This is a genomic window from Bradyrhizobium sp. USDA 4510, assembly GCF_054059095.1.
In genome coordinates this window covers 5,318,557-5,345,286 of sequence record NZ_JBSSBT010000001.1, presented here as the reverse complement: position 1 = coordinate 5,345,286, position 26,730 = coordinate 5,318,557, and the positions used below count along the sequence as shown (strand labels likewise).

Here is a 26,730-nt window from a genome sequence, read left to right as displayed (position 1 = left end):
CCACATGGGACGCTTAGTCTGCTTTTGTGCGGTTGGCCGCTTCTGCCTCCCGCGCCAGCCGTTCGGCCTTTAGGCGCTCTCGATTATCATGGACCGCTTTTTGCGCTTTGGCGTAATCCGTCATAGCATCCTTCGGCCTGACAGTTTTGAATGCCTTGTTTGCTTCGCGTTCCGCAGCCGTCGGCGCCCGTCGGTCTCGCTCTTTAATCATTGTTGACCTCCCATTTGGGCTGACTAATTCAACGCGCGAAGCAAGCTTTCGATCCTATTATGGGGCAATGATCTAGAGGCTGTGATCATTCTAGATTTCTGTCGCGGCGCACCTTGTGAAACTCCTCCGGCCCTTTGATGAGCTTGCGCTTGCGGCTGGCCTGATCGTCTTGGCTGGCTGTACTGTCGGTCACCTTGTGGATTGCGTCGCCTGCCAATTCGCGGGCGCGCTCCCTGGGGCTGTGCCGTTCAGCGCGCAGCGCCGTGGGCTATACAGTTAGCTCGAACTCGATGAGCCGGCGGACGTCCTCAGAGCGGCCGGGAGTATCGTCCTGCTTTGCCGCCCAGGCATCGACGACAGCCCGTAGGTCGGCTGATAGGCGAATTACGACTGTCCGGCTTGTGCATCGTCGCGAGATGTCGAGACAGGTGATGGCGCGACAATCGCGGCGCGCCCAGCATGGCATGAAATCACCCGGAGTTTGGCAGGATATCGCGGTCCGGATTCTAATGCTCCGAGCCTGGAGAGGAGACACCCCGAGCCTTGATTCTCTGCGGCGCAACGCACGCGGATGGGCACGGCGATCAGCAAAATGTCTACGAGGGAGGAATCGGATGCCGCAACTGTCGCCGGACCGCACGCGAGAAATCCTTGCCGACGCCGCGTTCAGGGAACTGGTCTCGGGACGCGCGCGGCTGCGATGGGGTCTGTCCACCCTGACGCTGGTCATGTTCTTCGGCTTCATTGCGCTGATCTCGACCGCGAAAGCCGCGCTCGGCGCGAGTTTCGCCGGCAGCGCGATGCCGCTCGGCTTCGCGCTCGCCCTTCTCATGGTTGCGGCGATCATCGCTTTCACCGCCTTCTATGTTCAGCGCTCGAACACGCGCTTCGACGAACTCGCGCGCAGAGTCAATCGGGAGCTCGTCCGATGATCGCCAGATGGCTGCTGATCGCACTTTGCGTGGTGTTTCCATTTGCGGCGATGGCCCAGGGCGCGCCCGCCGCGGCGGCGCGTGGGCCCGACTGGATCGCGATCGGAATGTTCCTGATTATCGTCGCCGTCACGCTCGTCATCACCTGGCGCTCGGCCGGCAGCACCGGATCGAAGGCGGGCTTCTACACCGCCGGACACGCAATCACGCCGGTGCAGAACGGTCTGGCGACCGCTGGCGATTTCTTGTCGGCGGCCGCATTTCTCGGCATATCCGCGCTGGTCTACGCCAACGGCTTCGACGGCTTCATTTACGCGCTCGGCTTTCTCACGGGATGGCCGATAGTGCTGTTCCTGATGTCGGAGCGCATGCGCAATCTGGGTAGCTACACCTTCGCGGATGCCGCCGCGTTTCGCCTGCAGCGGACGCCGGTCCGGCTCGTCGCCGCGACCGGAAGTCTCGTCGTTGTGCTGTTCTACCTGATCGCGCAGCTGATCGGCGCGGGCAAGGTGATCCAGCTGCTTTTCGGCATCAACTACATCTTCGCCGTGCTCGGCGTCGGCGTGCTGATGATCCTTTATGTGATCGTGGGCGGCATGCAGGCGACCACTTGGGTTCAGATCACCAAGGCGGTGCTGCTGCTGTGCGGCGGAACGCTGCTCGCGCTGGCTGCCCTGTGGCATTTCGAGTTCAGCCTCGGACGGCTGCTGGAGGCCGCAAGCCACGTCCATCCCAAGGGAGCCGCTATTCTGGTCCCCGGCGGACTGTTCGCCGAACCGGTGTCCGCCATCTCGCTCGGCCTCGCGCTAGTGTTCGGCACCGCCGGCCTGCCGCATATCCTTATGCGGTTCTTCACGGTGAAGGACGCCGCCGCGGCCCGCAAATCGGTGTTCTATGCGACGGCCTGCGTCGCGTATTTCTGCTGGATCATTCCGGTGCTGGGCTTTGCCGCCGCAGCGATCCTTATGACGGATCCGAGCTATTTCAATGTCGCGGCATCCGGGCAGTTCAACAAGATCGCCGATCTGGTTGGCGGGCCGAACATGGCGTCGATCCATCTCGCCCACGCGATGGGCGGTCCGCTGCTGCTCGGATTCATCTCCGCGGTGGCATTCGCGACCATCCTTGCCGTCGTCGCCGGCCTGACGCTCGCCGGCGCCTCCGCCGTCAGTCATGACATCTACGGCCAGGTGCTGGCCGGCGGCAAGGCATCCGAAGCGCGCGAACTGCTGGTCTCGAAGGTCTCGGCTGTGGCCATCGGCGTCGTTGCGGTTCTGCTGGCCTACGCCTTCGAGAACCAGAACGTGGCGTTCATGGCCGGACTTGCGTTGTCGGTGGCCGCGAGCTGCAATTTTCCGGTGCTGGCGATGGCGATGTTCTGGCGTGGCACCACGACGCGCGGCGCCGTCGCCGGCGGTCTCGCGGGCCTCGTCGCGTCGGTTGTGCTGGTCGTGCTGAGCAAGACGGTCTGGGTCGCCGTCCTCGGCTTTCCGACGGCGCTGTTCCCCTACGACAATCCGGCTCTGGTCTCGATGCCGCTCGCCTTCCTGTTCGTCTGGCTGTTCTCGGTAACGGATCGCAGCGAGCGCGCTGCGCGCGAACGCGAGGCGTTTGCGGCGCAGTTCATCCAATCCGAGATCGGAGCGGCTTTGGCCAGCGAGCGGCCGGCTCTCGCAGCCGCAGCCTCGTGACAATGGACGGCACGGATCGAGGAACCTGGAAGGCAGCATGACCAACGCAGTTCAACTCGACGAGACCCACGACCCGGCACGGCGGAGTTTTGTCGAGACGGCAAACGGCAGCGCGACCGACTTCCCGATCCAGAATCTGCCGCTCGGCATCTTCAGCACCGCCGCCGATCCGCAGCCCCGGATCGGCACCGCGATCGGAGATTTCGTCTTCGACCTGAAGCGAGCGCTCGGTTCCGATGAGCACCTCGCGGCGCCGATCCGCCAGGCGCTCCAGCAAGGCACGCTCAATGCGCTGTTCGCGCTCGGACCTATGGCGATGCGGGAGCTGCGCCGCCGCGCCGCCGATCTGCTGGGGCAGGGCAGCGCGGCCGATGACACCAGGCGCCGTGCGTCCGAACTGCTGACGCCGATCGCGGATGCAACGTTGCACCTGCCCACACGCATCTCGAACTACACGGACTTCTACGCCGGCATCTATCATGCGCGGGCGGCGGGCGCGCTGCTGACGCCGGAAAATCCGCTTCCCGCGAACTACAAATGGGTGCCCATCGCCTATCACGGCCGTGCCTCGTCGGTGCAAGTGGGGCGCGGGATGGTGCGACGGCCACTCGGGCAACGCCCGCCCACGGTGGCGGGCGCAGCGCCGGGCTTTGGCCCGTGCGAACGGCTGGATTTCGAGCTCGAGATGGGCTTCTACCTCGCTGCCGGCAACCGGCTCGGCAATCCCGTCCCGATCGCCGAAGCATCGCAGCAGATCGTCGGCTATTCGCTGCTGAACGACTGGTCGGCGCGCGACATCCAGCGCTGGGAGATGTTTCCGCTCGGACCGTTCCTCAGCAAGAGTTTTGCTACCTCGGTGTCACCGTGGGTCGTCACGTCGGATGCGCTGGCGCCGTTCCGCGTCGCGGCGCTGGCGCGGCCGGACGGCGATCCGCGTCCGCTCGACTATCTGTTCGACGCGGCCGATCAATCGCACGGCGGACTCGATGTCCACCTCGAGGTCCTGCTCTCGACCGCGCAGATGCGCGCCGCGAACCAGCCCGCCGCGGCGATTCTCACATCCAATGCCAAATACCTGTACTGGACCCCGGCGCAGATGATCGCGCATCACAGCATCAATGGCTGCAATCTGCTGCCGGGCGACCTGATCGGCACTGGCACCATTTCGGGGCCTAGCCCGGCGCAGCTTTCGAGCATGCTCGAGTTCACCGCCGCCGGATCACGGCCGGCCGTGCTTCCGAGCGGCGAGCGCCGCGGCTTCCTCGAGGACGGCGACGAGGTCACCTTCCGCGGCCGCTGCAGCCTGGAAGGTTTTGCGGGCATCGGCTTCGGCTCATGCGTCGGCAGGATCGGGCCCGCCGATGCCGTGATTGCCGAAAACAACCATGCCTGATGGCGGGAGGGTGATATGGAGTGTCAATCGCTGCTAACCTACGCACAGCTCCAGAACGCGGCGCTCGATCCAGACGACTTCCGCTTCGGACAGCTCCTGACATTTGCGGTCGGGTTATCGCTGCTGCTGGTCACGCGTCTGGCGACGCTGCTGGCCGCTGCGCTGTAGGGTGACGGAAGTCCGACGGCGAGCGGTTGGTCCACTTCTTGAACGCCTTGCGGAAGCTGGTAGCGTCGGCAAAGCCGACACGCTCGGCGACCTGATCGATTGCCAGATGGGTGTTTTCGAGCAACTCTGTCGCAATCGACTGCCGCATCCCGTCGACGATCGACTGGAACGACTGCCCGTCCTCCGCCAGCCTGCGGTGGAACGTTCGCAACGACAGCCCGAGCTTGGATGCGATCTCCGGCGCGCCCGCAAATCGGCTGGGGCTGTTGAGGCAGGCGGCTCTGATCCGCCTTACTAGCTCGGATTCGCCGGGATGCTCGGTCAAGACGACGTCACAGAGCTGCTGGCAGATCTTCGCGGTGATCGGGTTTGCATTGGGGCAGGGCAGATCGAGCACCTTGGCATCGAAATGCCATTCCATGCGATCGGCGCCGAAGTCGATCGGGCAGTTGAACATCCGCTCGTAGTTGCGCCAGTGCACGGGTGCGGCAAACGGAAAGATCATCCTCTTGCTCGGGAACGGCGACTCGAGGATGCGGCTGAACACCGCGGTCATCGAGCTGCGCCAGAATTCCGCGGCGAACGGCAGCAGCTCGCCGAGCGGGTCGAGCCCATGGCTGCGAAGGATCGCGGTCGTCCCATGCTCGATCCGGAAGCTGATCTGCCTGACCGCCGGCCCGGCCATGGTGATGTGATCGAGCGAGAACATCAGCGCTTCGCCGAATGTCCGGCTCGACACCAGCGCATAGCCGTAAATGCCATAATCGCTGATGCGCTGCCGAGCGCCTGCGAGCAACCCTATATCGGAGCGCTTCGCCAGCCGCATCGCGTTGCGGTAGATCGCCAGCCGCTGGCGGTGCGAGATGCGAGCGTGGGGATCCTCGAGCTGGGAAGCATCGAGACCGGTCCGCGCAAACAGCTCGCGCACCGACACGCCCTGTGCCGCCAGCTCGGCGGCCAGCGCGCCGAGTCCGAGCAGGCTCTGCGTCGGCGCATCGGGGTCGCTCGAGATCGGCATCACGATCTTGATCGGCTTCATGGCACTTCCTCCACGTCCGGCTGGCACAGATTGACAGGCCGACGAACGGCTCTTCCGGCCGTTTGGCAATCTTCGACATCATAATTGGCAGAGCTTGACGTTGTCACGTTTGTTATGACGGACGACATTCAAATCATCAGAACAGCGGGATCTGCGCCGGGCAGGCCCGCAGCGAGGAGACGTCTGACCGCCGTGACGCTGCGTCGAAAGCGCTGCCGGCCGGCTTTTGCATCGAGCGGAGGGAACCTGATGACGACAGTACTTCACGAGATGGACGGCAAGGTTGGCGTGGTGACGCTGGCGAAGCCGCCGCACAATTTGCTCGACGACCAGCTCGTCAACGATGTGGTCGGCGCCTACCACGCGGTGGTTGCGGCCGGCTGCCGCGCTATCCTGCTGCGTAGCTCGATGCGGCACTTCTGCGCCGGCGCGGAGATGGCGTCCTGGGGAATCGGCACCAAGCTGCACACCGATCAGGCGGGCCTCGAAAAAATCTGGCGTAGTCTCGAGGATGTACCGGTTCCCACGGTTGCCGCCGTCAATGGCGGCGTGCTTGGCGGCGGGCTTGAGCTCGCGCTGACCTGCGACATGATTATCGCAGCGAACACCGCGTTCCTCGGCCAGGTCGAGGTTGCGGTCGGGTTGCTGCCGCTGCTCGGCGGCACGCAGCGCATCGCGCAACGCGCCGGCATCGCGCGGGCCAAGGAGATCGCGATGCTCGGCCGCCGTCACACGCCCGAGGCGTTCGAACGCTGGGGCATCATCAACCTCGTCGTCCCGGAAGCCGAATTGGGCGCTTCATCGATGACCATGGCCCGGCAGCTCGCCGCCGGCCCGACCAAGGTCATCGCGGGCGTCAAGATGCAGGCGAACCTGCAGGCGCGCGGCGGCGTCGCCGCTGCCGACGCGCGACAGGTCGAGATCAACGACATGATCTGGAAGGCCAGGGATCGCCAGCGCGGCGCCGACGCCTTCTTCGCGTCGGGCCCGGCAACAGCTGTCTTCGAGGGAGACTGACGATGTCGGCTGCGCCTCTTCAGGGATTGCGGGTGGTCGATTTCACTCGCGTGCTGGCCGGTCCGCATTGCACCAAGGCGCTGCGTGACCTCGGCGCCGAGGTCACCAAGATCGAGCCGCCGTCCGGCGACATTGGCCGCGCCGGACTGCCTTACGTCGGTGGTATGGGTCTGTATTTCGTGCAGCAGAACGCCGGCAAGCGGAATCTCAGCATCGACCTGAACTATGTTGAGGGACGCGAGATAGTCACCCGCCTGTGTAGGGGGGCCGACGTCATCGTCGAAAATTTCCGTCCCGGCACCTTGGCGCGGTTCGGCTTCAGCTACGACGACGTCCGTGCCTTCAACCCCGGCATCATCTATGTCTCGCTGAGCGGCTACGGGCAGTCGACCTCCTGGCGCAACCGGCCGGCCTTTGCGCCTACGGTGCAGGCCGAGACCGGCCTGACCTCGATCGTGCAGGACCATTTCGGTGCGGCATTGTCGGAGCCACGCGGCGATTCATGCAGCCATGCCGATGTCTATACCGGGCTGCAGGGCGTGATCGCCGTGCTCGCCGCGCTCCAGCATCGCAACCGCACCGGCGAGGGACAGCACGTCGACGTGTCGATGGCTGCGACGATGCTGTCGGTCAACGAGCGCGCCGGCGCGATGATGTCGGGGATCGACACCGACGGCGAGCCTATCGCGCTGTCGGCTAATGAGTCGCACATCTTCGAGATGTCCGACGGCACCCGCCTGACGATCGCCGCCAGCCCGATCTATTCACCGATGTTCACGCGCTACTGCGCGATGATGCGGCGAAGCGATTTGCTGGCCGATGCCCGCTACGCCACCGCTAGCCTGCGCCGGCAGAACCTCGCGCCGTTGCTCGCCGAAATTCGCGCCTGGATTACGACGTTCGAGAATCTCGAGCAGTTGCAGGTGCAAGTCAGTGAAGCCGGGCTCGCGGTTGGGCGCGTGCGCACCGTCAACGAGTTCGTGGAGACCGATTGGGCCAAGGAGTGGAATGCCGTGGTCGAGGTCGATGACCGGGCCGGCGGATTGGTCCGAATGCCGGGCAATCCCTGGATCTTCAGCCGCTCGGAACTGCCGTCGCCCGGTATGCCGGCCTATCAGGGCGAGCACAATGAAGACGTCCTTGGCCAGCTCGACTTTGCGCCCGAGAGGATCAAGGATCTGCAGTACCGCAACATCCTGCTCAGCCGGCGATAGGCGGAGCTTGTCCGGGCATGGCAAAAAGATCGCTTCAATTGGATGGAGGAGGAATCCGACGACATCGAGCGATCCGCGCCGACCTTCTCGGCACTTTCCGCAACCGACATTTCGCGACGCGAGCCTCCCGAGGCCGGCACCTAACTGGTTCTAACCCTCTCGCGGTGGAATTGCGGGCGAAAGGAGGCCTTTGACGGGTATCAGGAGGCGACCTCGCGAGTTTGCCTGCCCGTAGGTAGAAAAGAAGGCTTCGAGAATAGTGGGCTTAGCGATGCAGCGGACCAGTGCCTCGAATTCCCGACGCCTTATCGTTAGTTGGTCCGGGCTCGCTCGAAACTTGCCTTGCCCCATTCCGACAAGAGGAAATCAAACTGGAGGTTCAATGCACGCGAGCCCTGGTGCGCCCACCAAGCTTTCATAGCTTAAGTCCGCCCTCGTAACGGTCATCCCGGCCAGCGGTCGCGTCTGTTCCGGCAACCGCTATCGCCTGCTTCCTCACGCCGCTTCCTGATCTCCGCCCTCAATTGCTTGCGCCTGCGTTTCGCACCGGCCGGCAAATCGTCGGGGCATGTCCGCTATCGCGCGCGGAATTTCGATCGCCGTTCGGCAGCGGTCTGAATCTGATGAAGTTCATCACGACAGGTCCGCGATCACTGCGCTGACAGGCGTTGGGGTGAAGGTGCGGGCTGAGCGCGGGGCGCCCTGCGGCGAGGGCGGTTGACAGGGGAGAGCGCCCACTTTAATCACCTGACTAATTAATCAATTAATTAAAGCCCAAAACCCTAGGGAAAGAATCCGCCTGATGCTGGCCGGCCAGAGACATCCGAAGCTGCTTGCCCCGCGCGGCCGCGGCCTCACTTGGCTGGAAAACAAGGTGCTCGTGCATTCCGTGCGCAGCGGCCTCGAACAGGCTGGGAATGACCTTGCCGAGCCCGCCGCACGCTTTGCCGAGCGCAACGTCAGTGTGATCACCGCGGGCAGACCGAACGCCGGAGCGACCGGCCATCGCGTCAAACCGTCGATCCCGGAAAAACCCGTGCAGCACCGCTGCAATCGCCCACGCGGTGCACGCCGCCGATCACTGCCGCCGAATCCCGCACATCAGTTCGGGCGCGCGAGCGATGCGCGCCCCGGCAGTGATGTCGCGGATCGGCGTCTGCCGCCCGAAGCAGAGTGGGCTTCGTTCACCCGTATGGAAAATGAGGAGTGAGGCGTAAACGATGGGACGTCGATCTGAGGTACTGATGGCGCAAGAGACCGCCGGCACGGACAACCGGCGCGTGATCCAGGTGGTGTCGCGCGCATTCGACATCGTGCGTTGCTTCGAAGGTCGAAGCATACGCCTGGGAAATCGCGAAATCGCCGATCGCTGCGGTCTTCCGCGATCGACGGTCTCGCGTCTCACCTTGACGCTTACCCAGATCGGCCAGCTGATCTATCTGCCGCAAGAGCAGAAATATGCTCTCGGTCCCCACGCCGCCGCGCCCGGCGCGCCGTTGTTTGCGCAGGGTTGCGACAAGCCTGCCTGCGCCGACGAGCCGCAACTCCGCCAGGTGCCGCGCTTCGGGCACTTCGAAGATCAGCGCAACTCGATTGCCGAGCCGCTTGCGGTGACGCCACACCGTTGACGCCTCGCGGAGACGGTTGGGACTATCGGTACGAGCGCAAGCTAACGAAACATCCGAAGCAAAGGGAAACGCATGTCTGAAGCATACATCATTGACGCTGTTCGCACGCCGCGGGGCATCGGCAAGCCGGGCAAGGGGGCGCTGTCGCACCTGCATCCGCAGCATCTGGCCGCGACGGTGCTCGGCGCGCTCAAGGAGCGCAACAAGCTCGACACGTCGACCGTCGATGACATCATCTGGTCGACTTCGACTCAGGAAGGCAAGCAGGGCGGCGATCTCGGACGCATGTCGGCGCTCGCGGCGGGCTACGATATCAACGCCAGCGGTACGACGCTGGATCGTTTCTGCGGCGGCGGCATCACGTCGGTGAACCTCGCGGCAGCGTCGGTGATGTCGGGGATGGAAGATTGCGTCATCGCCGGCGGCACCGAGATGATGAGCTACCAACAGACCCTGGCAGCCGAGCGCTCCAAGGCCGGGCAGCCGGCGCGGATGATGGGTTCGGGCAATCCGGCGCTCGACGAGATTCACCCGCAGTCGCACCAGGGCGTGTGCGGCGACGCCATCGCGACGCGCGAGGGGATCAGCCGCGAGGCCTGCGATGCCCTGGCGCTGACGAGCCAGCAGCGCGCCAAGCGGGCCATCGATGAAGGCCGCTTCGCCAAGTCGGTGATCCCCGTCCTCAACGACGACGGCAGCGTTGCGCTCAATCGTGAAGAATTCCCGCGTCCGGAGACCACGGCTGAAGGCCTTGCTTCGCTGAAGCCGAGCTTCGAGCAGCTTGCCGATTTCGACCTCGGCAACGGCACGACGTTCAAGAAGCAGATCCAGCGCCGCTATCCGGATCTCGACTGGAAGGGCGTGCATCATGCCGGCAACAGCTCGGGCGTGGTGGACGGCGCCGCCGCGGTGCTGATCACGTCGAAGGCATATGCCGAGAAGCACGGCCTCAAGCCGCGCGGCCGCATCGTGGCCTATGCCAACCAGGGTGACGATCCGACCCTGATGCTCAACGCGCCGGTTCCGGCGGCCAAGAAGGTACTCGCCAAGGCCGGCCTGACCAAGAACGACATCGACGTCTGGGAGATCAACGAGGCCTTCGCGGTCGTCGCCGAGAAGTTTATCCGCGACCTCGAGCTGGACCGCGAGAAGGTCAACATCAATGGCGGCTCGATCGCGCTCGGCCATCCGATCGGCGCGACCGGATCGATCCTGATCGGCACGGCGCTCGACGAGCTCGAGCGCAGCGGCGGTCGCTATGGTCTGGTCACCATGTGTGCCGCCGGCGGCATGGCGCCCGCCATCATCATCGAACGCATGTGATCGCGAAAGGATATTGCCATGAAACTCGATTCATCGGTCGCCGCCGTCGTCACCGGTGGGGCTTCCGGCCTTGGTGCTGCCACCTCGCGCGCGCTGGCTGCGCAAGGCGTGAAAGTCGCGATCTTCGACTTCAACGAAGAGAAGGGTGAAGCAATCGCCAAGGAAATCGGCGGTGTGTTCTGCAAGGTCGATGTCACCTCGGACGAGCAGGTCGATGCGGGCTTTGCCAGGGCCCGCGCGGCGCATGGCCAGGAGCGCATCCTGGTAAACTGCGCCGGCACCGGCAACGCGGTGAAGACCGCCGGCCGCGACAAGAAGACCGGCGAGCCCACCCACTTCCCGATCGACGCCTTCAACCGCATCATCCAGATCAACCTTGTCGGCACGTTCCGCTGCATCGCCAAGTCGGCGCAGGGCATGCTGTCGCTGGCTCCGCTGGAGCACGGCGAGCGTGGTGCGGTCGTCAATACAGCCTCCGTCGCGGCCGAGGATGGCCAGATGGGGCAGGCGGCTTATTCTGCCTCGAAGGCCGGCGTGGTCGGCATGACCCTGCCGATCGCGCGCGACCTGATGGCCGAAGGCATCCGCGTCAACACCATCCTGCCGGGCATCTTCAACACCCCGCTGCTGCAGGGCGCCCCGGAGAACGTCAAGGCCGCGCTCAGCGCGTCGGTGCCGTTCCCCAAGCGTCTCGGCATGCCGGAGGAATATGCGCATCTGGCGCTGACCATGATCACCAATGGCTACTTCAACGGTGAAGACGTCCGTCTCGACGGCGCCATCCGCATGGCTCCGCGTTGAGCGATCAGGAGACCAAAGCGATGTCCGAAGAAACCCCGGTCCTCACTGAAGTCCGCGGACCGATACTGATCATCACCCTGAACCGGCCGGAAGCCAAGAACGCGGCCAACCTCGCCCTCTCCAAGGGCGTGGCCGCGGCGATCGACCGGCTCGACGCCGACGATTCCCTGAGCGTCGGCATCATCACCGGCGCCGGCGGCACATTCTGCTCGGGCATGGACCTCAAGGGGTTCCTGAAAGGCGAGCGGCCGTCGATCCCCGGCCGCGGCTTCGCCGGCCTGACCGAGGCCCCGCCGAAGAAGCCGCTGATTGCGGCTGTCGACGGCTACGCGCTCGCCGGCGGGATGGAGATCGCGCTGTCGTGCGACATGATCGTCGCCAACCGCAACGCGAAGTTCGGGATCCCCGAGGTGAAGCGCGGACTTGCGGCAGCGGCCGGCGGGCTGATCCGCATGCCGCGCCAGATGCCGTTCCGTGTGGCGATGGAGTTCGCATTGACGGGCGAGTTCTTCGGCGCCGAGCGCGCCCATCAACTCGGCATCATCAATCGCGTGACCGACGGCCCGGCGCTCGACGCCGCGCTTGAGCTCGCGGCAGCGATCGGCGCCAACGGCCCGCTCGCCGTCAAGGCATCCAAGCAGGTGATCGTCGAATCCCGGCTCTGGCCGGAAGATGAGATGTGGAAGAGGCAGCAGGAGATCGTCGGTCCTGTCTTCGTATCCGAGGATGCCCGCGAGGGCGCGGCTGCCTTTGCCGAAAAGCGCGCGCCGAACTGGAAGGGCAAGTAGGGCATCGCCTGTTTCGATGACGGGGCGTCGGTTTTGATTGCAGCAGAACCGGCGCTCTAAACTTTTTACGATGCCTCGCCGTACGTCGGTGGGCTTCCACGAGAGCGCTATTGGGTGATTGATGCGCAGCTTTACCGAAGACCAGGTCATTTTCCGCGACTCCTACCGCAAGTTCCTCGCCAGCGAGATCACGCCTCACATGGAGGAGTGGCGGGAAGCCGGCATCGTCGACCGCAGCGCGTTTAAGAAGGCCGGTGACCTCGGCTTCCTGATGATCTGGCCCGAGGAAAAATACGGCGGAATGGGCGACGAGGACTTCCGTTACGAGCAGATCATCATCGAGGAGACCGCGCGCTCGGGCTGCAAGGGCTGGTTCAACACGCTGCACAGCCGACTGGTCGGATCCTACTTCAAGCGCTTCGGCACCGAGGAGCAGCGCGACCGATTCCTGCCGAAATGCGTCAACGGCGAGACCATCCTGGCCATCGCGATGACCGAGCCCGGCGCGGGCTCAGACCTCGCCGGCATGCGGTCGACCGCGGAAGACAAGGGCGATCATTTCCTGCTCAATGGCTCGAAGACCTATATTTCCAACGGCATCAATTCCGACGTGGTGATCGTGGCGGCCAAGCTCACGGGCGCCGAGAAGAAGCATGCCATGGTGCTCCTGATCGTCGAGCGCGGCATGGAAGGTTTTGAGCGCGGCCGCAATCTCAAGAAGATGGGCATGCCGGCGCAGGACACTGCCGAACTGTTCTTCAACAATGTGAAGGTGCCCAAGGCCAACGTGCTGGGAGAACCCGGCAAGGGCTTTTACTATCTCATGGAAGGCCTTGCCGAGGAGCGGCTGATCTCCGCGGTTGGATCGATCGCCAATGGCCGCAAGGCGTTCGACATCACGCGCACTTACGTGATGGACCGCAAATTGTTTGGCCGGCCGCTTGCCGAACAGCAGAACACCCAGTTCCGCATGGCGGAGATGGATGCCGAAATCGATCTCGTGCAGCTCTATGTCGATCACTGCGTGGCCGAGCACAATGCCGGACGCCTGACCAGCAATATGGGCGCCAAGGCTAAGATGATGTCGTCGGAGGTCGAGTGGAAGATGCTCGATCTTGGCGTCCAGTTGCACGGCGGCGCAGGTTACATGGATGAATATCCGATCAGTCGCATGTTTACCGACGCGCGCGTCAATCGAATCCTCGCTGGAAGCTCTGAAGTGATGCGGCTGATCATCGGCCGCGATGTCTTCTCGGAGCAGTACAAGAGCATTCTGGACTAGCCGGTCAGCACGACCGGCTAACTGCCTCCGTTCCGCATCAGCCGCGGGCCTGCCGCAGCGGCTCGCGCGCATGCTCCTTCGAGCGCAGCAATGCATCGACGAAGATCGGCTCCCAGGAGCGGATGTGAGTGCGGAGCAGGGCGGTCAGCGCCTCGGTCTCGCCGGCGAGCGCGAGCTCGATCAACCGGTAGTGCTCAGGCACTGACGCTTGCTGCCGCTCGTGGCCGGCGCGGGAGCTGATGCCGTAGAGCCGCATCTTGTCGCGCAGGCCCATCACCGTGTCGGTCAGCAGGTCGTTGCCGGCGGCCGCGATGAACTCGCGATGATAGTTGCGGTCGGCTTCCAGATAGAGCTGGACGTCGTCGGTCTCCACGGCCCTGGCGATCTGGTCGGCCCAGCCGCGTACGATTGTTAGATCCTTCGGCGGATTGGCGGCGACCAGCACGGCGGCGTGCAGCTCGAGCACCTCGCGCATGTCGAACAGATTGCGCAGTTCGGTCAGCGTCGGCTCCACCACCTTGAAGCCGCGGTTGCGCATCGGCTCGACCAGGCCGCCGCGGCTGAGCTCGAGCAGCGCCTCGCGCACCGGCGTCGAGGAGACGCCGAGGCTCGCCGCGAGACTCGGCACCGAATACATCGTGCCTGGAAGGCTCTGCCCGGAAATGATCTCGGCCCGCACCCGCTGCAGCACTTGTTCTCGCAAATTCTGGTCCATCGGTGGTCGTGGCCGCCTCTCGCTGGGAACTCCGATTCGTCGCTGATTATTACTTAGCCTTGACGCCGCCGATAGCGTATGACGTAAATGTGTAACGCATTACAAAAATGCGTCACAAGGAGCGATCGGATAGTGAGACGGCGGTGAAACAGCGGCTACCCGGCTATTGCACGCTTTGTCGTTCGCGCTGCGGTGCCGTCACCGTGGTCGAGGATGGGCGTCTTGTCGGTGTAGAGGTATTAAATAACCACCCGACCGGCGGCGCCCTATGCGCCAAGGGCCGCGCGGCCCCAGAAATCGTCGCCAGCCCGCGCCGGCTGACCGTCCCGCTGAAGCGGACCCAGCCGCGCGGTGCTGCCGATCCGGGCTGGGTCGAGGTGTCGTGGGACGAGGCGTTGACCGAGATCGCCGAGAAGCTCGGTGCGATCCGCGCCGAGAGCGGCGCCGAAGCGGTGGCGTTCGGCGTTACCACGCCGAGCGGCACGCCGATGGTCGACAGTTTCGAGTGGGTCGAGCGCTTCATCCGCGGCTTCGGCAGCCCCAATCTGATCTATGCGGTCGAGATCTGCGGCTGGCACAAGGACTATGCGCACGGGCTGACCTTCGGCCGCGGCATCGGCTTTCCCGATTACGACAATGCCGATGCGATTATCCTGTGGGGCCACAATCCGGCGCGGACCTGGCTTGCCCAGGCAACGCGGATCGCCGATGCGCGGCGGCGCGGCGCCAAGGTCGTGGTGATCGATCCCAAGCCGAACGGCTCGGGGCAGCAGGCCGATCTGTGGCTGCGCATTCGCCCGGGCGCCGATGGCGCGCTCGCGATGGGCGCGATCCGTCACCTCATCGCGACCGGCAGCTTCGATGCGGATTTCGTCGGCGCATGGACCAATGGATCGCTGCTGGTCGATCGTGCGACCGGACGCTTCCTGCGCGCCGACGCATTGTGGCCGGATGGCGCGCCGGAGGCTTTCGTTCGTCTCGATGCGTCGGGCGCGCCCGTGCCTTGCGACACCCGCTACGCGCCGGAGAGCTGTGGCCAGCTGCGTGGCGCGCTGCAGGTCCGCACACGCGACGGCCGGCTGATAGCGGCGGCTACCGCGTTCGAACTGCTCGTCGAGCGAGCCGCGACATACACGCCGGCGCGCGTCGCGGAGCTGACCTGGCTTCCTGTCGAGGACGTCGACGCGTTCAACACGCTGCTCGCTCGCCGGCCGCGGCTCGCCTACCATTCCTGGACCGGCGTCGGCCAGCACACCAACGCGACCGCGATCGAGCGCACGATTGCAACGTTGTATGCGCTGACCGGCGCTTGCGATCGGCCCGGCGGCAATCGCTGGCCGGTGCCGCCGCCGACCCGTGCCCTCAACGACTACAACATTCTGTCGCCGGAGCAGCAGGCTAAGGCGCTGGGCATTACTGAGCTGCCGCTCGGCCCGCCGGCCAAGGGCTGGATCACGGCGCGCGACTTCAGCCGGGCCGTGCTTGACGGCGAGCCCTACCGGGTGCGCGCGCTGGTCGCCTTCGGCACCAACTTCGTCGTCTCGCAGGGCCATTCCGAGCGCAACCGCGCCGCGCTGAACGCGCTGGAATTCCAGGTCCATATCGACATGTTCATGAATCCGACCGCGGAGAGCGCCGATTTCGTGCTGCCGGCCAGCACGCCATGGGAGCGCGATGCGCTCAAGATCGGATTCGAGATCACGCAGGAAGCTGTCGAGACCGTGCAGTTTCGCCCGCGCATGGTCGAGCCGGTCGGTGAGGTGAAGGCCGATTACGAGATCGCCGCCGCGCTCGCGCTCAAGCTCGGGATGGGCGACTTGTTCTTCGGCGGCGACATCAAGGCCGGGTGGAACTATCAGCTGGCGCCGCTCGGCATCGGTGTCGAGGATCTGCGCGACCATCCGGAAGGACGCCGTTTCCCGCAAGTCTTCCGCGACGAAAAATACGCCGTGGCGCGCGAGAACCGAACGGTTGCCGGATTCTCAACGCCGACGCGCCGCGTCGAGCTTTATTCCGAGCTCATGCTGGGACACGGGTATGATCCCTTGCCCGACCACGTCGAGCCGGTCGGCAGCCCGCTCGCGGCAGCGCCGGACGCACGCTTTCCGCTCGCGCTCTCCACCGCCAAGAGCGGCTGGTTCGTTCACTCCTCTTATCGGCACGTCGCCTCGCTGCGGCGCAAGTCGCCCGATCCGGCCGTCGAGATCAGTCCGCAGCTGGCCAAGCGGCGTGGCCTTGCCGAAGGCGACTGGGCCGTGGTGGAGACGCATGGCGGTGCCGTGCGCCTGAAGGTACGCATCAATGCGGCGCTCGACGATCGCGTCGTCGTCGCCGAATTCGGCTGGTGGGAAGACTGTCCGCCGCTCGGCCGCGAGCGTTCCGCGACGGCAGGCATCCACACCCGCAACATCAACGCCGTGCTGCATGACGATGCGCGCGATCCGGTCAGCGGCTCCGTCCCGCTGCGCGCGATCGTCTGCGATATCAGGCGCGACGGAATTGCCAGTCGCGGCCTGTGGAGCGGTCAGCGGCGGTTCAGGGTCGGCGCGCGTCGCGCCGAGGCGGATAATGTCATCGCGCTCAACCTGCTGCCGCTTGACGATGGTCCGCTGCCCGACTTCCTGCCGGGCCAGCACGTGATGGTCTCGCTGCCCGGCGCAACGCAGGCACGGGCCTATTCGCTGACCGGATCGGGCGATCGGCCGGATGTGCTCTCGATAGCGGTGAAGGGGCGCTTCTTCAATGAGGCGCCGAGTGGCGATGCGCCGTTCTTCATGCCGGATCGTCTGCACCATCTTGCCGTCGGAGACGAGGTCGTGCTGGAGCCGCCGGGCGGCATCTTCACGCCGCCATTGAAGGGGCAGCGGCCGCTGATCTTCCTCGCCGCCGGCATCGGCATCACGCCGTTCATCAGCCATCTCGAAACGCTGCAACGGATTGCCCCACAAGATCGCGTTGGCGAAATCCTGCTGCTCCACGGCTGCCGCAGCAGTCGGGAGCATCCGTTTGCCGAGCGGCTTGCGGAGCTGGAAGCCGGTATTCCAGGGCTGAAGCGTGTGACGTTCTATTCCGCGCAGTTCGCGCAGGACCCGATCGACTCGCATGCGTTGCGCAAGGGGAGGGTTGATCTCGGACGGGTCAAGCCGCTGTTGCCGCGCCGGCCGCTGGTCTACATCTGCGGCTCGCCGGAATTCGTTGCGGCACAGATCGAGGCCGTGACGGCGCTTGGCGTGCCGCGCTTCGACATTTTCGCCGAAAGCTTCGTGTCGCCGCCGTCGGTGCCGAGCGATCTTGCGCCGCGCACCGTCCGGCTTGCGGGCAGCAAGCAGAGTTTTTCCTGGCGGCCGGAGCAGGGGACGCTGCTTGATGCGGCCGGCGCGGCGGGCGTCGCGCTGCCGAGCGGCTGCCGTGTCGGGCAATGCGAAAGCTGTGCGGTTCAGGTCGTCGATGGCGAGTTCACCCATCTCGGCGCTGTCGATGGCAGCGAGGGACAGTGCCTCGCCTGCCAGGCCGTGCCGCTGACCGATCTCACGCTCGCGCTTTGATGACCAAACCCGATTGAAGGCAGTAACCGAATTACCGGAAGGGGATCAGATTGATGACGAATGCAACGCACGATCAAACCGTGAGCTTACGAAAACCTGCCGCGGACAACATCATCGCGCGATTTTCGCAAGCCCTGGTGGCGTTTGCGGAGCGCTGGTTTCCGGATGCCTACGTCTTCGTCCTGATCGCGGTGATTGCGGTCGCAATCGGCGCGATCCTGCATGGCGGTTCGCCGCTCGCCGTCAGCCGCGCGTTTGGTGACGGGTTCTGGAACCTGATTCCCTTCACGATGCAGATGGCGCTGGTCGCGATCGGCGGCTATGTCGTGGCGATGTCGCCGCCGGTGGCGGCCGTGCTGGCGCGGCTCGCCAGCGTGCCGAAGACCGGGCGCGGCGCCGTGGTCTTTGTCGGTGTGCTCAGCATCTTCCTGTCGCTGCTGAACTGGGGCCTGAGCCTGATCTTCTCCGGCCTTCTGGTGCGCGAGATCGCACGGCGCACCGACATCAGGCTCGACTACCGGGCGGCCGGCGCCGCCGGCTATCTCGGGCTCGGCTGCGGCTTCACCCTCGGCATCACCTCCTCGGCCGCGCAGCTGCAGGCCAATGCCGGCAGCATTCCGGCGTCGCTCCTGCCGATCACCGGCGTGATCGGTTTCTCCGAAACCATCTTGACTTGGCAGAATATGGTCACCGTCGTGATGGTGACCGTCGTGTCCGCGGCGATCTGCTATTTCACGACGCCGGCGCCCGATCAGGCCAGGACGGCAGAAGACCTCGGCGTAGCGCTCGGCGATGATCGCATCGAGGCCAGGAAGCCGGCGCGTCCGGGCGACTGGCTCGAGTTCAGCCCGCTGCTGACGATCCTGATCGCCGTGCTTGCCGCCGGCTGGTTGTGGCAGACATTCCAGTCGGGCAATCCGTTGATCACGCTGTCGGGCCTCAACACCTATAATTTCGTCTTCCTCATCCTCGGCATCGTGCTGCACTGGCGACCGCGCAGCCTCATCGAGTCGTTCTCGAAGGCGATGCCGAGTGTCTCCGGCGTGCTGTTGCAGTTTCCGTTCTACGCCGGCATTGCGCAGATTTTGACCAAGGTCCCGAACAGCAGCGGCACGACGCTGTCGAACACGATCGCGCACTGGTTCGTCGGTGCCTCCAGCAATTCCACCGTGTTTTCGTTCCTGGTCGGAATCTATTCGGCGCTGCTCGGCTTCTTCGTGCCGTCGGCCGGCGGAAAGTGGATCATCGAGGCGCCCTACATCATGAAGGCGGCCAACGACATCGGCGCGCATCTCGGCTGGACGGTGATGGTCTACAACATCGCCGAGACGCTGCCGAACTTCATCAACCCGTTCTGGATGCTGCCGCTGCTCGGCATCCTCGGCCTGAAGTCGAAGGATCTGATCGGCTACACCTCGGTGCAGTTCTTCATCCATTTCCCGATCGTGATGCTGCTGGCGGCGATCCTGATGGCGACCTTCACCTATCACCCGCCGATCCTGCCCTGAGCGACCTTGGCCGGGCGCCGGGATGCACGGTGTCCGGCCAATTCAGCGCTCCACGACCGTCACCACCAAAACTGTGCTGTTTTTCCGCTGGCCGCGAATGAGGCGTCGCGCCGGGCTCTTATCTTTGGTCAGCCATTTCATTGACCGCCGCGCGGTTCGGCCGGATATTGCTGCGCGATACCCCGCGTTGTTCAAGGCCGCCGCAATGAGACACGACCACCGCAGCTTGATGTGCGACATGCGAAGCCGCATGCAGCATCGCTGCATCTCGGCGGCGACCGGCGTCTGTTGTTGATCGCTCCAACAAGTCAAGCACCCGACAATCAGACAGGAGCGCCGTCGTCCGGCGATCGAACACGCATGTCCCAAGCCCAAATGTCTCAAGCCTATGTCATCGAAGTATCAGATCGGACCGCTGGTATCGTCGTCAGCGACAACCGTGGCTTCTGCTTCTTCTCCTCGGATCGCGCCTTTGACGGCCTCGACGGTGGCTATTTCGGCTCCGCGCGCGCCGCGGAGCGCGCGGTGAGGGCGCATTTGCAGCGGCACCGCGAGGTCCGGGGCCGTGCGACGCGCGGTTGAGGCCAAGTCTCAGGAGGCCGCGGCGAGCGGCGGCGAGACCACCTGCGGCGGCTCGGGCACCTGCGTGGCAGTCGTTGCTAGCTGGAAGCGGATGCCGTGCAGCGAGCAGGTCAGCGGGATGTCGCGAAAGTCGTCGTGGAAGGCGCGGATCCTGCGCGCCAGCTCACTGGGGTTGATGCCGGTGGGAAGCTCACACATCTCGCGGTACATCTGTCGGGTGCTCTTGATTCCGCACCAGGCGATCTCCAATTCCGCCAACGGCGTCGGATCGCAGGCGAGATCGCGCGACATCCGCCAGAACAGATGGGCAAGCCGCACATAGGCGATCTGTTCGAGCCCGCGCACGCTGATCTTGTCGGGAATGATGAAGGACTCGACCCCGACGATCGGGCCGGAATCGACGCGCGCGGCCATCACATGGGCCGTCGCGCCGAAGGTGCGGGCACCGTCATAGAGCGCGAAATGCGCCGGCGCCCAGCCGGGATATTGCGGCGGGCCGGGATGGAAATTGTAGGCGCCGTGGCCGAGCGCCGCCAGAATGTGCTCCGGCACGATGACGCTGGTGGTGAAGGCCAACAGCCGGGCCTCGCGCAAGACCTCCGGCTCGATCGCGGCGAGCTCGTCGGCCGTTACCGCGCAGCGGAATGACAGCGCCGGATTGTGCGCCTTCAACAGCTCGGTAAGCGCGAATTGCTGGTTGGCGACGCCGGTAAGAAGGATGATTGTCTTCACGATGTCGATGTCCTTCCCTTGCTCTGTCTTCCCAGCATTCATCAGCCGCGCTGCCCGGCCGTCACGACGACGCTGCCGGCATCGCGGGACTGGCCCACGGTGCGGAACAGGTCGGCCGGCAGCGTCTGCCACGGCGCGATCTCGATGATGCGGTTGTTTGCGCTTTTCGCGGCCGATTTCGCCGCGCGGATATCGTCCTGCCAGGGGCAGAGTGCGAGCTCGAGCCGGCCGAACCCGCCGCAATCGGCCGCGAACGCGCCGGTGACCGCCTCGATGCTGGCAGCCATTTCGCGCGCGTCGCTGGTCGCGATATCGCGCATGATCACGGTGATCGCATCATTCGAGGCCGCCTGCGACCGGATCACGATCATGGCGTCACGGCCGCCGCTGCGGCTGGCGCGCCGCGCGGCCCGCATCGCGACGCCGAATTCGGCATCCGGTCCAAGATCGCTGCTGTCGGTGGGCAGGTCGTGAACGACCGTGGTGTGGCGGGGCGTGCCGGCGTCTTCGGCCGGAGCGTGGTATGAGCGCGGCAGCCAGACGGTGTCGAGCGCCATCTGTGACGATATCAGGCTCCAGGCCTGGTCGAGCAGATAGCCTTCCCAGACCGCGGGATAGGCGCTCGCGATGTGATGCCAGTTGCGCAGCACCGCTTCGGCGGCGGGCGAACGGGCGAGATAGAGGGTGCGCGCCGACATTTCCCACCGGTTCCATTTGTGAAGCGCGATGTCGCATGCGAGGGACGACGGCAGCATTGGCGGCTCGCTGAGGACTGCGTCGGCCTCGATGAACAGCAGCGGCTCGCGATGCTGCTCCCACATCCGCAGCAAGAAGGCGGATTTCTCGGCTGCGCGCATGTGCTCGCCGTCTGCGGTGTCGATCGGAGCGATATCGCAGGGGATCCGAAATTCGGCCAGCCTGTCGCGGAGAGCGCGGGCATGGTCGTCGCCGCAAGCGCGGGGATAGCAGGAGACCACGCGCAGCGATGCCTCGGACCTTGAGCCTTGCTCGGGCGCGATCGGGCGCCAATTGAGGCCGCCCCACCACATCTCATGCGGGCCATCGAAGCTCGGCCCGATCGTTCCGAAGTCGGTCAACTTGGATTTCAGGAAGTCGAAGGCGGGATTCTCGCCGAAGGGGACGACGACCGCGCAGTTGGCGCGAAGCGACCGGTAAAGCATCTCGGCGGCGGGGCCGCTCGGCGGCTCGACGAGGATGATGACGCCATGGTCCCTCGCCGGCACTGAGCTGGCCTGATGGACGACCGCGGGTCCGAGCCGCTCCGACAACCATGCGAGCCGCCGGCGCTGCGCCGCGCTCATCCGGATGCCGTTCGCCGCCAGCAATTGGTCGAAGTTCGTCTGCAAGCCGTCAGCTTGCGCCGTGTCAACAGACATCATGCCCGCACTACCCCTCGTTAACCTTCTACGTGCGGGGCGGCCGGATCAGGCGGACAAATCAGCTGTTGTTGTTCGTTGTCGGCATGCCTCTGGCGCTGCGCCAGGTCAGTGTGGCCGAAGCGGCGCCGTTGCCGTCGCGGTCCGCGACCGCAAGGATGCGGTCATGGTCGAGGGCGGTCAGCGCGACCGTGTAGATGGCGACGTCGTCTTCGAAGCCGTCGACGGGGATGAGCAGCATGCCGTCGTCACTGGTGGCGCGGAAGTGACGGCCGCGCCGTTCGAGGCCGACATCGATGAGCCGTCCCTCGGCGATCGCTGTCACGTTCGAACCCTCGGCGGCTTTCGCGGCGCTCTCGCCATATTGGACCGTGATGCCGTGGAGCATCCCGTCGCGGGTGAGCTTGGCCAGCGGCAGCACGATAGTCGCGATTGCCATCCGGCGCGACAGCGGGATCCGCAGGCGAAGATCGCCGAGCCCGGTGTGATAGACGCTGATCGCCTCCAGCGACGCCTGGCCGTTCCGCTCGAACAGACCGACCTGCAGCGTCCCGCACAGCGCTTCGCCGAACACGCTAGCGGGCAGGCGATTGGCGCCGAACAGCGTGTAGAGATAGGCATGCGACGGCGACAGGGCGGCAAAGCTGCCCGCCAGCCACATCGGGGGCGCCGGAGCCGTGCAGGCGGTCATGAGGCCGCGGGCGATGATGCTATCATTGACGAAGTCGGCATCGAGCAATGGCGCCAGCGCCGGGGTGCCGAGATTGACGTCATGCTTGATGCCGCCGAGCAGCGCGAGCTCATCATCGTCCGGCAGCAGCAGGAGGCGTCCGAGCACGGCGGCCGTCCAGCGCGCCGCGACCGCGGGGGCGGCATCGGGCTGCAATCCGTAGCGTGGTGCCAGCTCGCGGGCGCGCGAAACATAGGCCAGCGTTCCGGATTGCACCTCGGTCGCCAGCGCCAGCTGGGCAGCCGGGCGCTGATCACCCTCGCGCAATACCTCACCGCCGCGATAATCCCGCGCCGATCCTTCCGTGGAACAGCACAGCTGCTCCAGCAAGGCGACGTTGCGGATCAGCATGCGCTTGACGTGCGGCGTGACGACGCGATCCGAAATCAGGCCCTCCGCGGTGTCGTCATCGGAGATGCCGTCGAAGGCATCGTCAAGCGTCAGCAGATAGGCGCCGTGCAGGCGGATGCGGATGCCCTCGCGATCGAAAATTCGCCGCAACGATTTCTGCACGCTCGCCGAATAGCCGAGGTCGACCAGGATCAGATCGGTGCAGCCATCGAAATCCCGGATATGCGCGCGAAGATAGGTCAGCAAACGGGTCCGGACGCCGGCAGCGATATCGGTGATCTCGCGCGGGTCCATCAGATCGGGCAGGGCGTCGGCGAGTTCGCGGCCGCTCGCAATGCCGTCGGGATACTGCGCGAAGAACTTCATCACGGCGGGCGGCTGCACCTTGACGATGTCGATAAAGGTCGCCGCGTCGATCTTGACGACCCGGCGTAGTAGCTCGCAGAGTGGTTCGAGCGTATCGGCGGACCCGACCAGGCTGACGCGACGATTGATCTCGATATAGGCGCCGGTCTCGCCGTGGTTTGCCTGCCAGACGCGATGCGGCAGCAGGCCGTCGCGGCCGAGGAATCCGACCGCCACGCGCGCGCCCTCGCGAGCAAGCGCGCTGCGCCGCGCAGAAATGAATGCGTCGAACGCCGCCATCACCGGGCCGAGCACGGTCACGCCGAGGTCGAAAGCGGGAGCAGGCTCCGCGCTCTTCGCCGTCACCGCGCGCCGCAGCGTGCGGGCGCCGCAGTCGAGCCGCGACGGCTGATCGGGGCACAGCAATTCAAAGATCGATGTCTCGCGTTGAAACTTGGAAGCCAGCGCCGCGCCGGCCTGCGGGTAGTAGCGCGGACGGATGCCGTGACGGCGCGCGCCCTTGATATCGGCGGTGTGGTTGTCGCCGACATGGAACGAGCTTGCCGCGTCGATGCCTTGCTCGGCGAGATAGGCCTCAAACAGCGCCTCGCTCTTGCTGCTGCCGTGATCGCAGGACGCATAAAGGAAATCCCAGCTCAGCCCGGGACTGCAGGAACGCAGCAGCTGCGCGAGCTGGTCGGTGCTCCAGTAGGTGTCGGAAATGAAGCCGACGCGAAAGCCGCCGCGCTTCATGTCCAGATATTGCTCGAGCATTTCGGGATTGACGCGGCAGAGCTCCAGTTCGGTGTCGAACTCGATCTGCGCAAGATCCTGCAACGCATCGCGACTCAGGCCGAACAGCCTGAACGGAAAGTATTGGTAGATGTCGGCGATGCGTACTTCAGTTGAGCCGCACCGCTCCTGCGATACTTTGCGCGCCCGCGCCTCCGCCTGGATTCGATGTTGAACGAAACTGGCGGACATGTTCGGAAATTTTTCAGCAATGCAGCAACGCTGAAAAACCCTTTCAAATACGCCATCCGGCGTCGTGCAGGCGCGCAACAGAAATGTATCGAAAACATCGAATGAACATGCAGAAACATTCTGCGCTCGACGCGTCGCGTCGACCGTCATGATCGTCATGCGCAAAATTCCCGCCAGTCCTCATGCGTTGAACGCGCGCGTGAGACAAATCAGGCGCGACAGTTCAAAAAAGTTGATGCGGGATTCGAAAACGCGCGCTTCGCGACTGACAGATTCAAAAAATCCGATAACGTCGAAACAGTGATTCGGAAAAAATTGCCTGGTCGCAATCGTCGAATGCAAGATGGCGACCAACGGCGGTGAGTCACTCGCATGCTCGGCGCATGCATGGGTTCGCGTGGCGTTAGTTGGTGTGACAACAGCGTTTTCCGACGCGACGATCTCTTCCGCGGAAATGCGAGGCGATGCTGAACGACTGCTCCAAACTCCGTCGCATTTTTCCCTGCGCCTGCGCGCAGCGGCAGCTTTTGCCGGGCGGTCGGCAAAAACATCCAGCTAAGCGTTTGAAAAATAACGAAAAAAGTTCGCCTGGTTTGCTGGACCCCTCCGTTCAACGCTCAGAAGCCGCATGGAATGTGTGCCAGCGGCGTTGGTTGGAGAGCGGCGGATGAGTTACGCGCTTGATATGAGGGCACCGGCCGAAGTGGAGGCCACGCCGGCCGCGGTTGCACCGGCCGAAGCGGCTGCTCCGTGGAGCAACGTCCCCACCGTTGCCGATGCGGGCCCACTCGACACCGTCGAGATCCACGACGAAGACAAGGACTTGCTCGACCGTCTCGCCGCCGGCGACGAGACGGCATTTCGTGCTCTGGTCGAACGCCACGTCGATCGCGCCTACGCGATCGCGCTGCGCATCGTCGGCAACGCCGCCGACGCCGAAGACGTCGTGCAGGACACGATGCTGAAAGTGTGGACCCATCGCGGCCGCTGGCAGCATGGCCGCGCAAAGTTCTCGACCTGGCTCTATCGCGTCGTCAGCAACCGCTGCATCGATCTGCGCCGCAAGCCGCGCACCGAGAATGTCGATGTCGTGCCCGAGGTCGCAGACACCCAGCTCGATGCCTCCGCCGTGATCGAGCGCAACGAGATCGGCAATCTGCTGGAGGTCGCGATGCAGCGCCTGCCCGAGCAGCAGCGCGTCGCAGTGATCCTGTCGTATCATGAGAACATGAGCAACGGCGAGATCGCCGAGGTCATGGACACGACCGTGGCCGCGGTGGAGTCGCTGTTGAAGCGAGGACGGCAGCAGCTGCGCGAGATGCTGAAGCGGCACGAGCGCGACCTGCGCGGCGCGTTTACCGACTGCTAACCATAAATTCCAGCTTCTGAAGATTTTGCGCCTGACCACCGGCGGCCGACCCGTTTGATCGGGCGGACGGGGGCTGGATCCGCGTCACCTCTCTTTTTCACGATGCGGCATGCCATGCCCCATCAGCACAGGAGCTACTCATGCCGGCAATCTCCACCAACACCGCCGCGAACTCCGCGGTCCGTTACCTCAACATCAACTCGCAGCAGGAAACCAGCGCGCTGTCGAAGCTGTCGAGCGGCTCGCGCATCACCTCGGCTTCCGACGACGCGGCCGGTCTTGCGATCTCGACCCGCATCTCCTCCGACATCACGACGCTGCAGCAGGCCGCCACCAACGCGGCGCAGGCGACCTCGATCCTGCAGACCGCCGACGGCGGCGCTTCCAACATCTCGGACATCCTGGCCCGCATGAAGTCGCTGGCTTCCGAGTCCGCCTCGGGCACCGTGGCCGATTCCAGCCGCGCCTACATCAACTCGGAATTCACGCAGCTCAAGGGCGAAATCGACTCGATCGCCAGCGGAACCCGCTACAGCAGCCAGAGCTTGCTCGACGGTTCGAGCGTGTTCTCCTCGGGCGTCTCGGTGCTGGTCGGTTCGACCTCGGCCGACACCATCACGATCACGCTGACGAGCCTCACGGCCTCGTCGCTGTCCGTGACGTCGCTCGATGTGTCCAGCCTGTCGAGCGCCACCAGCGCGATGACGGCTCTCGACACCGCGATCGACAAGGTTTCGTCCGCACGCGCCGAGATCGGTGCTCAGGAATCCCGCTTCAACTTCAGCGCCGACTCGATCTCGACCCAGACCCAGAACCTGCAGTCGGCCAACTCGGCGATCAAGGACGTCGATATCGCCTCCGAGCAGGCGACGCTGTCCTCGGCCGAGGTGAAGACCCAGGCCGCGGTCTCCGCTGAAACCGCGGCGAACCAGATGCCGCAGTACCTGCTGAAGCTGCTCGGCTAATTCGAAAGACCGATCGGGCC

The 26,730-nt window shown here is 64.7% G+C and carries 24 protein-coding genes and 1 pseudogene; 17 read left to right on the top strand and 8 right to left on the bottom strand.

Annotated elements, in window-relative coordinates:
* Positions 1-13: 13 nt before the first annotated feature.
* Both ACVMDN_RS24930 and ACVMDN_RS24925 read right to left on the bottom strand, forming a co-directional pair.
* The gene (locus ACVMDN_RS24930) at positions 14-211 is read right to left on the bottom strand and encodes a hypothetical protein (RefSeq protein ID WP_076834229.1); all 198 of its coding nucleotides are present in this window, start codon (positions 209-211) and stop codon (positions 14-16) included.
* Positions 212-296: 85 nt separating this feature from the next.
* Positions 297-428 carry a hypothetical protein gene (locus ACVMDN_RS24925; RefSeq protein ID WP_283809223.1) on the bottom strand — a complete coding sequence of 44 codons (132 nt, stop codon included), beginning with the start codon at positions 426-428 and terminating at the stop codon, positions 297-299.
* A 397-nt stretch (positions 429-825) separates the two neighbouring features.
* Between ACVMDN_RS24925 and ACVMDN_RS24920 the strand changes: the two genes are divergently transcribed.
* The 4 genes from ACVMDN_RS24920 to ACVMDN_RS24905 are packed head-to-tail and all read left to right on the top strand — an operon-like array spanning position 826 to position 4,395.
* Entirely contained in the window at positions 826-1,143 is a 318-nt protein-coding gene (locus tag ACVMDN_RS24920; RefSeq protein ID WP_057020600.1) for a DUF485 domain-containing protein, read from the top strand.
* Entirely contained in the window at positions 1,140-2,834 is a 1,695-nt protein-coding gene (gene actP, locus ACVMDN_RS24915) for a cation/acetate symporter ActP (RefSeq protein WP_256558674.1), read from the top strand. Before ACVMDN_RS24920 ends, actP begins: the two co-directional genes overlap by 4 nt.
* A gap of 37 nt (positions 2,835-2,871) precedes the next feature.
* Positions 2,872-4,227: a fumarylacetoacetase gene (fahA, locus tag ACVMDN_RS24910; RefSeq protein ID WP_456816409.1), complete on the top strand. Its 1,356-nt coding sequence runs from the start codon at positions 2,872-2,874 to the stop codon at positions 4,225-4,227.
* Positions 4,228-4,242: 15 nt separating this feature from the next.
* The gene (locus tag ACVMDN_RS24905; protein WP_159109497.1) at positions 4,243-4,395 is read left to right on the top strand and encodes a hypothetical protein; all 153 of its coding nucleotides are present in this window, start codon (positions 4,243-4,245) and stop codon (positions 4,393-4,395) included.
* Here ACVMDN_RS24905 and ACVMDN_RS24900 read toward each other — a convergent pair.
* Positions 4,358-5,434 carry an AraC family transcriptional regulator gene (locus ACVMDN_RS24900; RefSeq protein ID WP_141339847.1) on the bottom strand — a complete coding sequence of 359 codons (1,077 nt, stop codon included), beginning with the start codon at positions 5,432-5,434 and terminating at the stop codon, positions 4,358-4,360. The genes ACVMDN_RS24905 and ACVMDN_RS24900 overlap by 38 nt on opposite strands.
* A gap of 249 nt (positions 5,435-5,683) precedes the next feature.
* Between ACVMDN_RS24900 and ACVMDN_RS24895 the strand changes: the two genes are divergently transcribed.
* The 8 genes and pseudogenes from ACVMDN_RS24895 (at position 5,684) to ACVMDN_RS24860 (ending at position 13,487) form a co-directional block, all read left to right on the top strand.
* The gene (locus ACVMDN_RS24895) at positions 5,684-6,451 is read left to right on the top strand and encodes an enoyl-CoA hydratase/isomerase family protein (protein ID WP_141339846.1); all 768 of its coding nucleotides are present in this window, start codon (positions 5,684-5,686) and stop codon (positions 6,449-6,451) included.
* 2 nt (positions 6,452-6,453) lie between these two features.
* On the top strand, positions 6,454-7,665 hold the full coding sequence (locus ACVMDN_RS24890) for a CaiB/BaiF CoA transferase family protein (protein ID WP_253639292.1): 1,212 nt from the start codon (positions 6,454-6,456) through the stop codon (positions 7,663-7,665).
* A gap of 802 nt (positions 7,666-8,467) precedes the next feature.
* On the top strand, positions 8,468-8,875 hold the full coding sequence (locus tag ACVMDN_RS24885; RefSeq protein WP_253639293.1) for a hypothetical protein: 408 nt from the start codon (positions 8,468-8,470) through the stop codon (positions 8,873-8,875).
* 10 nt (positions 8,876-8,885) lie between these two features.
* Positions 8,886-9,149, top strand: a pseudogene (locus ACVMDN_RS24880) (helix-turn-helix domain-containing protein); the annotation flags it as partial.
* Positions 9,150-9,365: 216 nt separating this feature from the next.
* Positions 9,366-10,616 carry an acetyl-CoA C-acetyltransferase gene (locus ACVMDN_RS24875; RefSeq protein ID WP_456814787.1) on the top strand — a complete coding sequence of 417 codons (1,251 nt, stop codon included), beginning with the start codon at positions 9,366-9,368 and terminating at the stop codon, positions 10,614-10,616.
* 18 nt (positions 10,617-10,634) lie between these two features.
* Positions 10,635-11,417, top strand: coding sequence for an SDR family NAD(P)-dependent oxidoreductase (locus ACVMDN_RS24870; protein WP_456834848.1), 783 nt, complete (start codon positions 10,635-10,637; stop codon positions 11,415-11,417).
* A gap of 20 nt (positions 11,418-11,437) precedes the next feature.
* On the top strand, positions 11,438-12,205 hold the full coding sequence (locus tag ACVMDN_RS24865; protein WP_057020591.1) for a crotonase/enoyl-CoA hydratase family protein: 768 nt from the start codon (positions 11,438-11,440) through the stop codon (positions 12,203-12,205).
* A gap of 121 nt (positions 12,206-12,326) precedes the next feature.
* A complete protein-coding gene (locus ACVMDN_RS24860) occupies positions 12,327-13,487 on the top strand; it encodes an acyl-CoA dehydrogenase family protein (RefSeq protein WP_456834849.1) in 1,161 nt (386 codons plus the stop codon).
* A 37-nt stretch (positions 13,488-13,524) separates the two neighbouring features.
* Here ACVMDN_RS24860 and ACVMDN_RS24855 read toward each other — a convergent pair whose 3' ends face one another.
* On the bottom strand, positions 13,525-14,202 hold the full coding sequence (locus ACVMDN_RS24855) for a GntR family transcriptional regulator (protein WP_016844644.1): 678 nt from the start codon (positions 14,200-14,202) through the stop codon (positions 13,525-13,527).
* Positions 14,203-14,345: 143 nt separating this feature from the next.
* Here ACVMDN_RS24855 and ACVMDN_RS24850 point away from each other — a divergent pair, with 143 nt between their 5' ends.
* Together ACVMDN_RS24850 and ACVMDN_RS24845 are read left to right on the top strand one after the other, a co-directional pair.
* Positions 14,346-17,747 carry a molybdopterin-dependent oxidoreductase gene (locus tag ACVMDN_RS24850; protein WP_456834850.1) on the top strand — a complete coding sequence of 1,134 codons (3,402 nt, stop codon included), beginning with the start codon at positions 14,346-14,348 and terminating at the stop codon, positions 17,745-17,747.
* A 53-nt stretch (positions 17,748-17,800) separates the two neighbouring features.
* Entirely contained in the window at positions 17,801-19,255 is a 1,455-nt protein-coding gene (locus tag ACVMDN_RS24845; RefSeq protein WP_456834851.1) for a short-chain fatty acid transporter, read from the top strand.
* A 42-nt stretch (positions 19,256-19,297) separates the two neighbouring features.
* Here the strand turns inward: ACVMDN_RS24845 and ACVMDN_RS24840 are convergent, their stop codons facing one another.
* Complete coding sequence (locus ACVMDN_RS24840; RefSeq protein ID WP_456834852.1) at positions 19,298-19,495, bottom strand: hypothetical protein; 198 nt, start codon at positions 19,493-19,495, stop codon at positions 19,298-19,300.
* A 120-nt stretch (positions 19,496-19,615) separates the two neighbouring features.
* On the opposite strand from ACVMDN_RS24840, the gene ACVMDN_RS24835 reads away from it, so the two are divergent.
* Positions 19,616-19,837 carry a hypothetical protein gene (locus tag ACVMDN_RS24835; RefSeq protein ID WP_057020587.1) on the top strand — a complete coding sequence of 74 codons (222 nt, stop codon included), beginning with the start codon at positions 19,616-19,618 and terminating at the stop codon, positions 19,835-19,837.
* A gap of 9 nt (positions 19,838-19,846) precedes the next feature.
* Here the strand turns inward: ACVMDN_RS24835 and ACVMDN_RS24830 are convergent, their stop codons facing one another.
* The 3 genes from ACVMDN_RS24830 to ACVMDN_RS24820 are packed head-to-tail and all read right to left on the bottom strand — an operon-like array spanning position 19,847 to position 24,376.
* Positions 19,847-20,572 (bottom strand): formyltransferase family protein, encoded by a 726-nt coding sequence (locus tag ACVMDN_RS24830; protein ID WP_456835860.1) that lies wholly within the window; start codon positions 20,570-20,572, stop codon positions 19,847-19,849.
* 38 nt (positions 20,573-20,610) lie between these two features.
* A complete protein-coding gene (locus tag ACVMDN_RS24825; RefSeq protein ID WP_456834853.1) occupies positions 20,611-21,969 on the bottom strand; it encodes a hypothetical protein in 1,359 nt (452 codons plus the stop codon).
* Between the two features lie 58 nt (positions 21,970-22,027).
* Positions 22,028-24,376: a hypothetical protein gene (locus ACVMDN_RS24820; protein ID WP_456834854.1), complete on the bottom strand. Its 2,349-nt coding sequence runs from the start codon at positions 24,374-24,376 to the stop codon at positions 22,028-22,030.
* A gap of 667 nt (positions 24,377-25,043) precedes the next feature.
* Here ACVMDN_RS24820 and ACVMDN_RS24815 point away from each other — a divergent pair.
* Both ACVMDN_RS24815 and ACVMDN_RS24810 read left to right on the top strand, forming a co-directional pair.
* Entirely contained in the window at positions 25,044-25,745 is a 702-nt protein-coding gene (locus ACVMDN_RS24815) for an RNA polymerase sigma factor (protein WP_076834197.1), read from the top strand.
* 140 nt (positions 25,746-25,885) lie between these two features.
* Positions 25,886-26,710, top strand: a complete 825-nt coding sequence (locus tag ACVMDN_RS24810; protein ID WP_028336954.1) for a flagellin — start codon at positions 25,886-25,888, stop codon at positions 26,708-26,710.
* Positions 26,711-26,730: the final 20 nt, after the last annotated feature.

Coding starts and splice junctions, on each gene's coding strand:
- ACVMDN_RS24875 (WP_456814787.1), top strand. CDS start 9,366: ATGTCTGAAGCATACATCATTGACGCTGTTCGCACGCCGCGGGGCATC.
- ACVMDN_RS24930 (WP_076834229.1), bottom strand. CDS start 211: ATGATTAAAGAGCGAGACCGACGGGCGCCGACGGCTGCGGAACGCGAA.
- actP (WP_256558674.1), top strand. CDS start 1,140: ATGATCGCCAGATGGCTGCTGATCGCACTTTGCGTGGTGTTTCCATTT.
- ACVMDN_RS24855 (WP_016844644.1), bottom strand. CDS start 14,202: ATGGACCAGAATTTGCGAGAACAAGTGCTGCAGCGGGTGCGGGCCGAG.
- ACVMDN_RS24815 (WP_076834197.1), top strand. CDS start 25,044: ATGAGTTACGCGCTTGATATGAGGGCACCGGCCGAAGTGGAGGCCACG.
- ACVMDN_RS24920 (WP_057020600.1), top strand. CDS start 826: ATGCCGCAACTGTCGCCGGACCGCACGCGAGAAATCCTTGCCGACGCC.
- ACVMDN_RS24825 (WP_456834853.1), bottom strand. CDS start 21,969: ATGATGTCTGTTGACACGGCGCAAGCTGACGGCTTGCAGACGAACTTC.
- fahA (WP_456816409.1), top strand. CDS start 2,872: ATGACCAACGCAGTTCAACTCGACGAGACCCACGACCCGGCACGGCGG.
- ACVMDN_RS24900 (WP_141339847.1), bottom strand. CDS start 5,434: ATGAAGCCGATCAAGATCGTGATGCCGATCTCGAGCGACCCCGATGCG.
- ACVMDN_RS24845 (WP_456834851.1), top strand. CDS start 17,801: ATGACGAATGCAACGCACGATCAAACCGTGAGCTTACGAAAACCTGCC.
- ACVMDN_RS24885 (WP_253639293.1), top strand. CDS start 8,468: ATGCTGGCCGGCCAGAGACATCCGAAGCTGCTTGCCCCGCGCGGCCGC.
- ACVMDN_RS24820 (WP_456834854.1), bottom strand. CDS start 24,376: ATGTCCGCCAGTTTCGTTCAACATCGAATCCAGGCGGAGGCGCGGGCG.
- ACVMDN_RS24895 (WP_141339846.1), top strand. CDS start 5,684: ATGACGACAGTACTTCACGAGATGGACGGCAAGGTTGGCGTGGTGACG.
- ACVMDN_RS24890 (WP_253639292.1), top strand. CDS start 6,454: ATGTCGGCTGCGCCTCTTCAGGGATTGCGGGTGGTCGATTTCACTCGC.
- ACVMDN_RS24860 (WP_456834849.1), top strand. CDS start 12,327: ATGCGCAGCTTTACCGAAGACCAGGTCATTTTCCGCGACTCCTACCGC.
- ACVMDN_RS24870 (WP_456834848.1), top strand. CDS start 10,635: ATGAAACTCGATTCATCGGTCGCCGCCGTCGTCACCGGTGGGGCTTCC.
- ACVMDN_RS24810 (WP_028336954.1), top strand. CDS start 25,886: ATGCCGGCAATCTCCACCAACACCGCCGCGAACTCCGCGGTCCGTTAC.
- ACVMDN_RS24905 (WP_159109497.1), top strand. CDS start 4,243: ATGGAGTGTCAATCGCTGCTAACCTACGCACAGCTCCAGAACGCGGCG.
- ACVMDN_RS24865 (WP_057020591.1), top strand. CDS start 11,438: ATGTCCGAAGAAACCCCGGTCCTCACTGAAGTCCGCGGACCGATACTG.
- ACVMDN_RS24840 (WP_456834852.1), bottom strand. CDS start 19,495: ATGTCGCACATCAAGCTGCGGTGGTCGTGTCTCATTGCGGCGGCCTTG.
- ACVMDN_RS24835 (WP_057020587.1), top strand. CDS start 19,616: ATGTCCCAAGCCCAAATGTCTCAAGCCTATGTCATCGAAGTATCAGAT.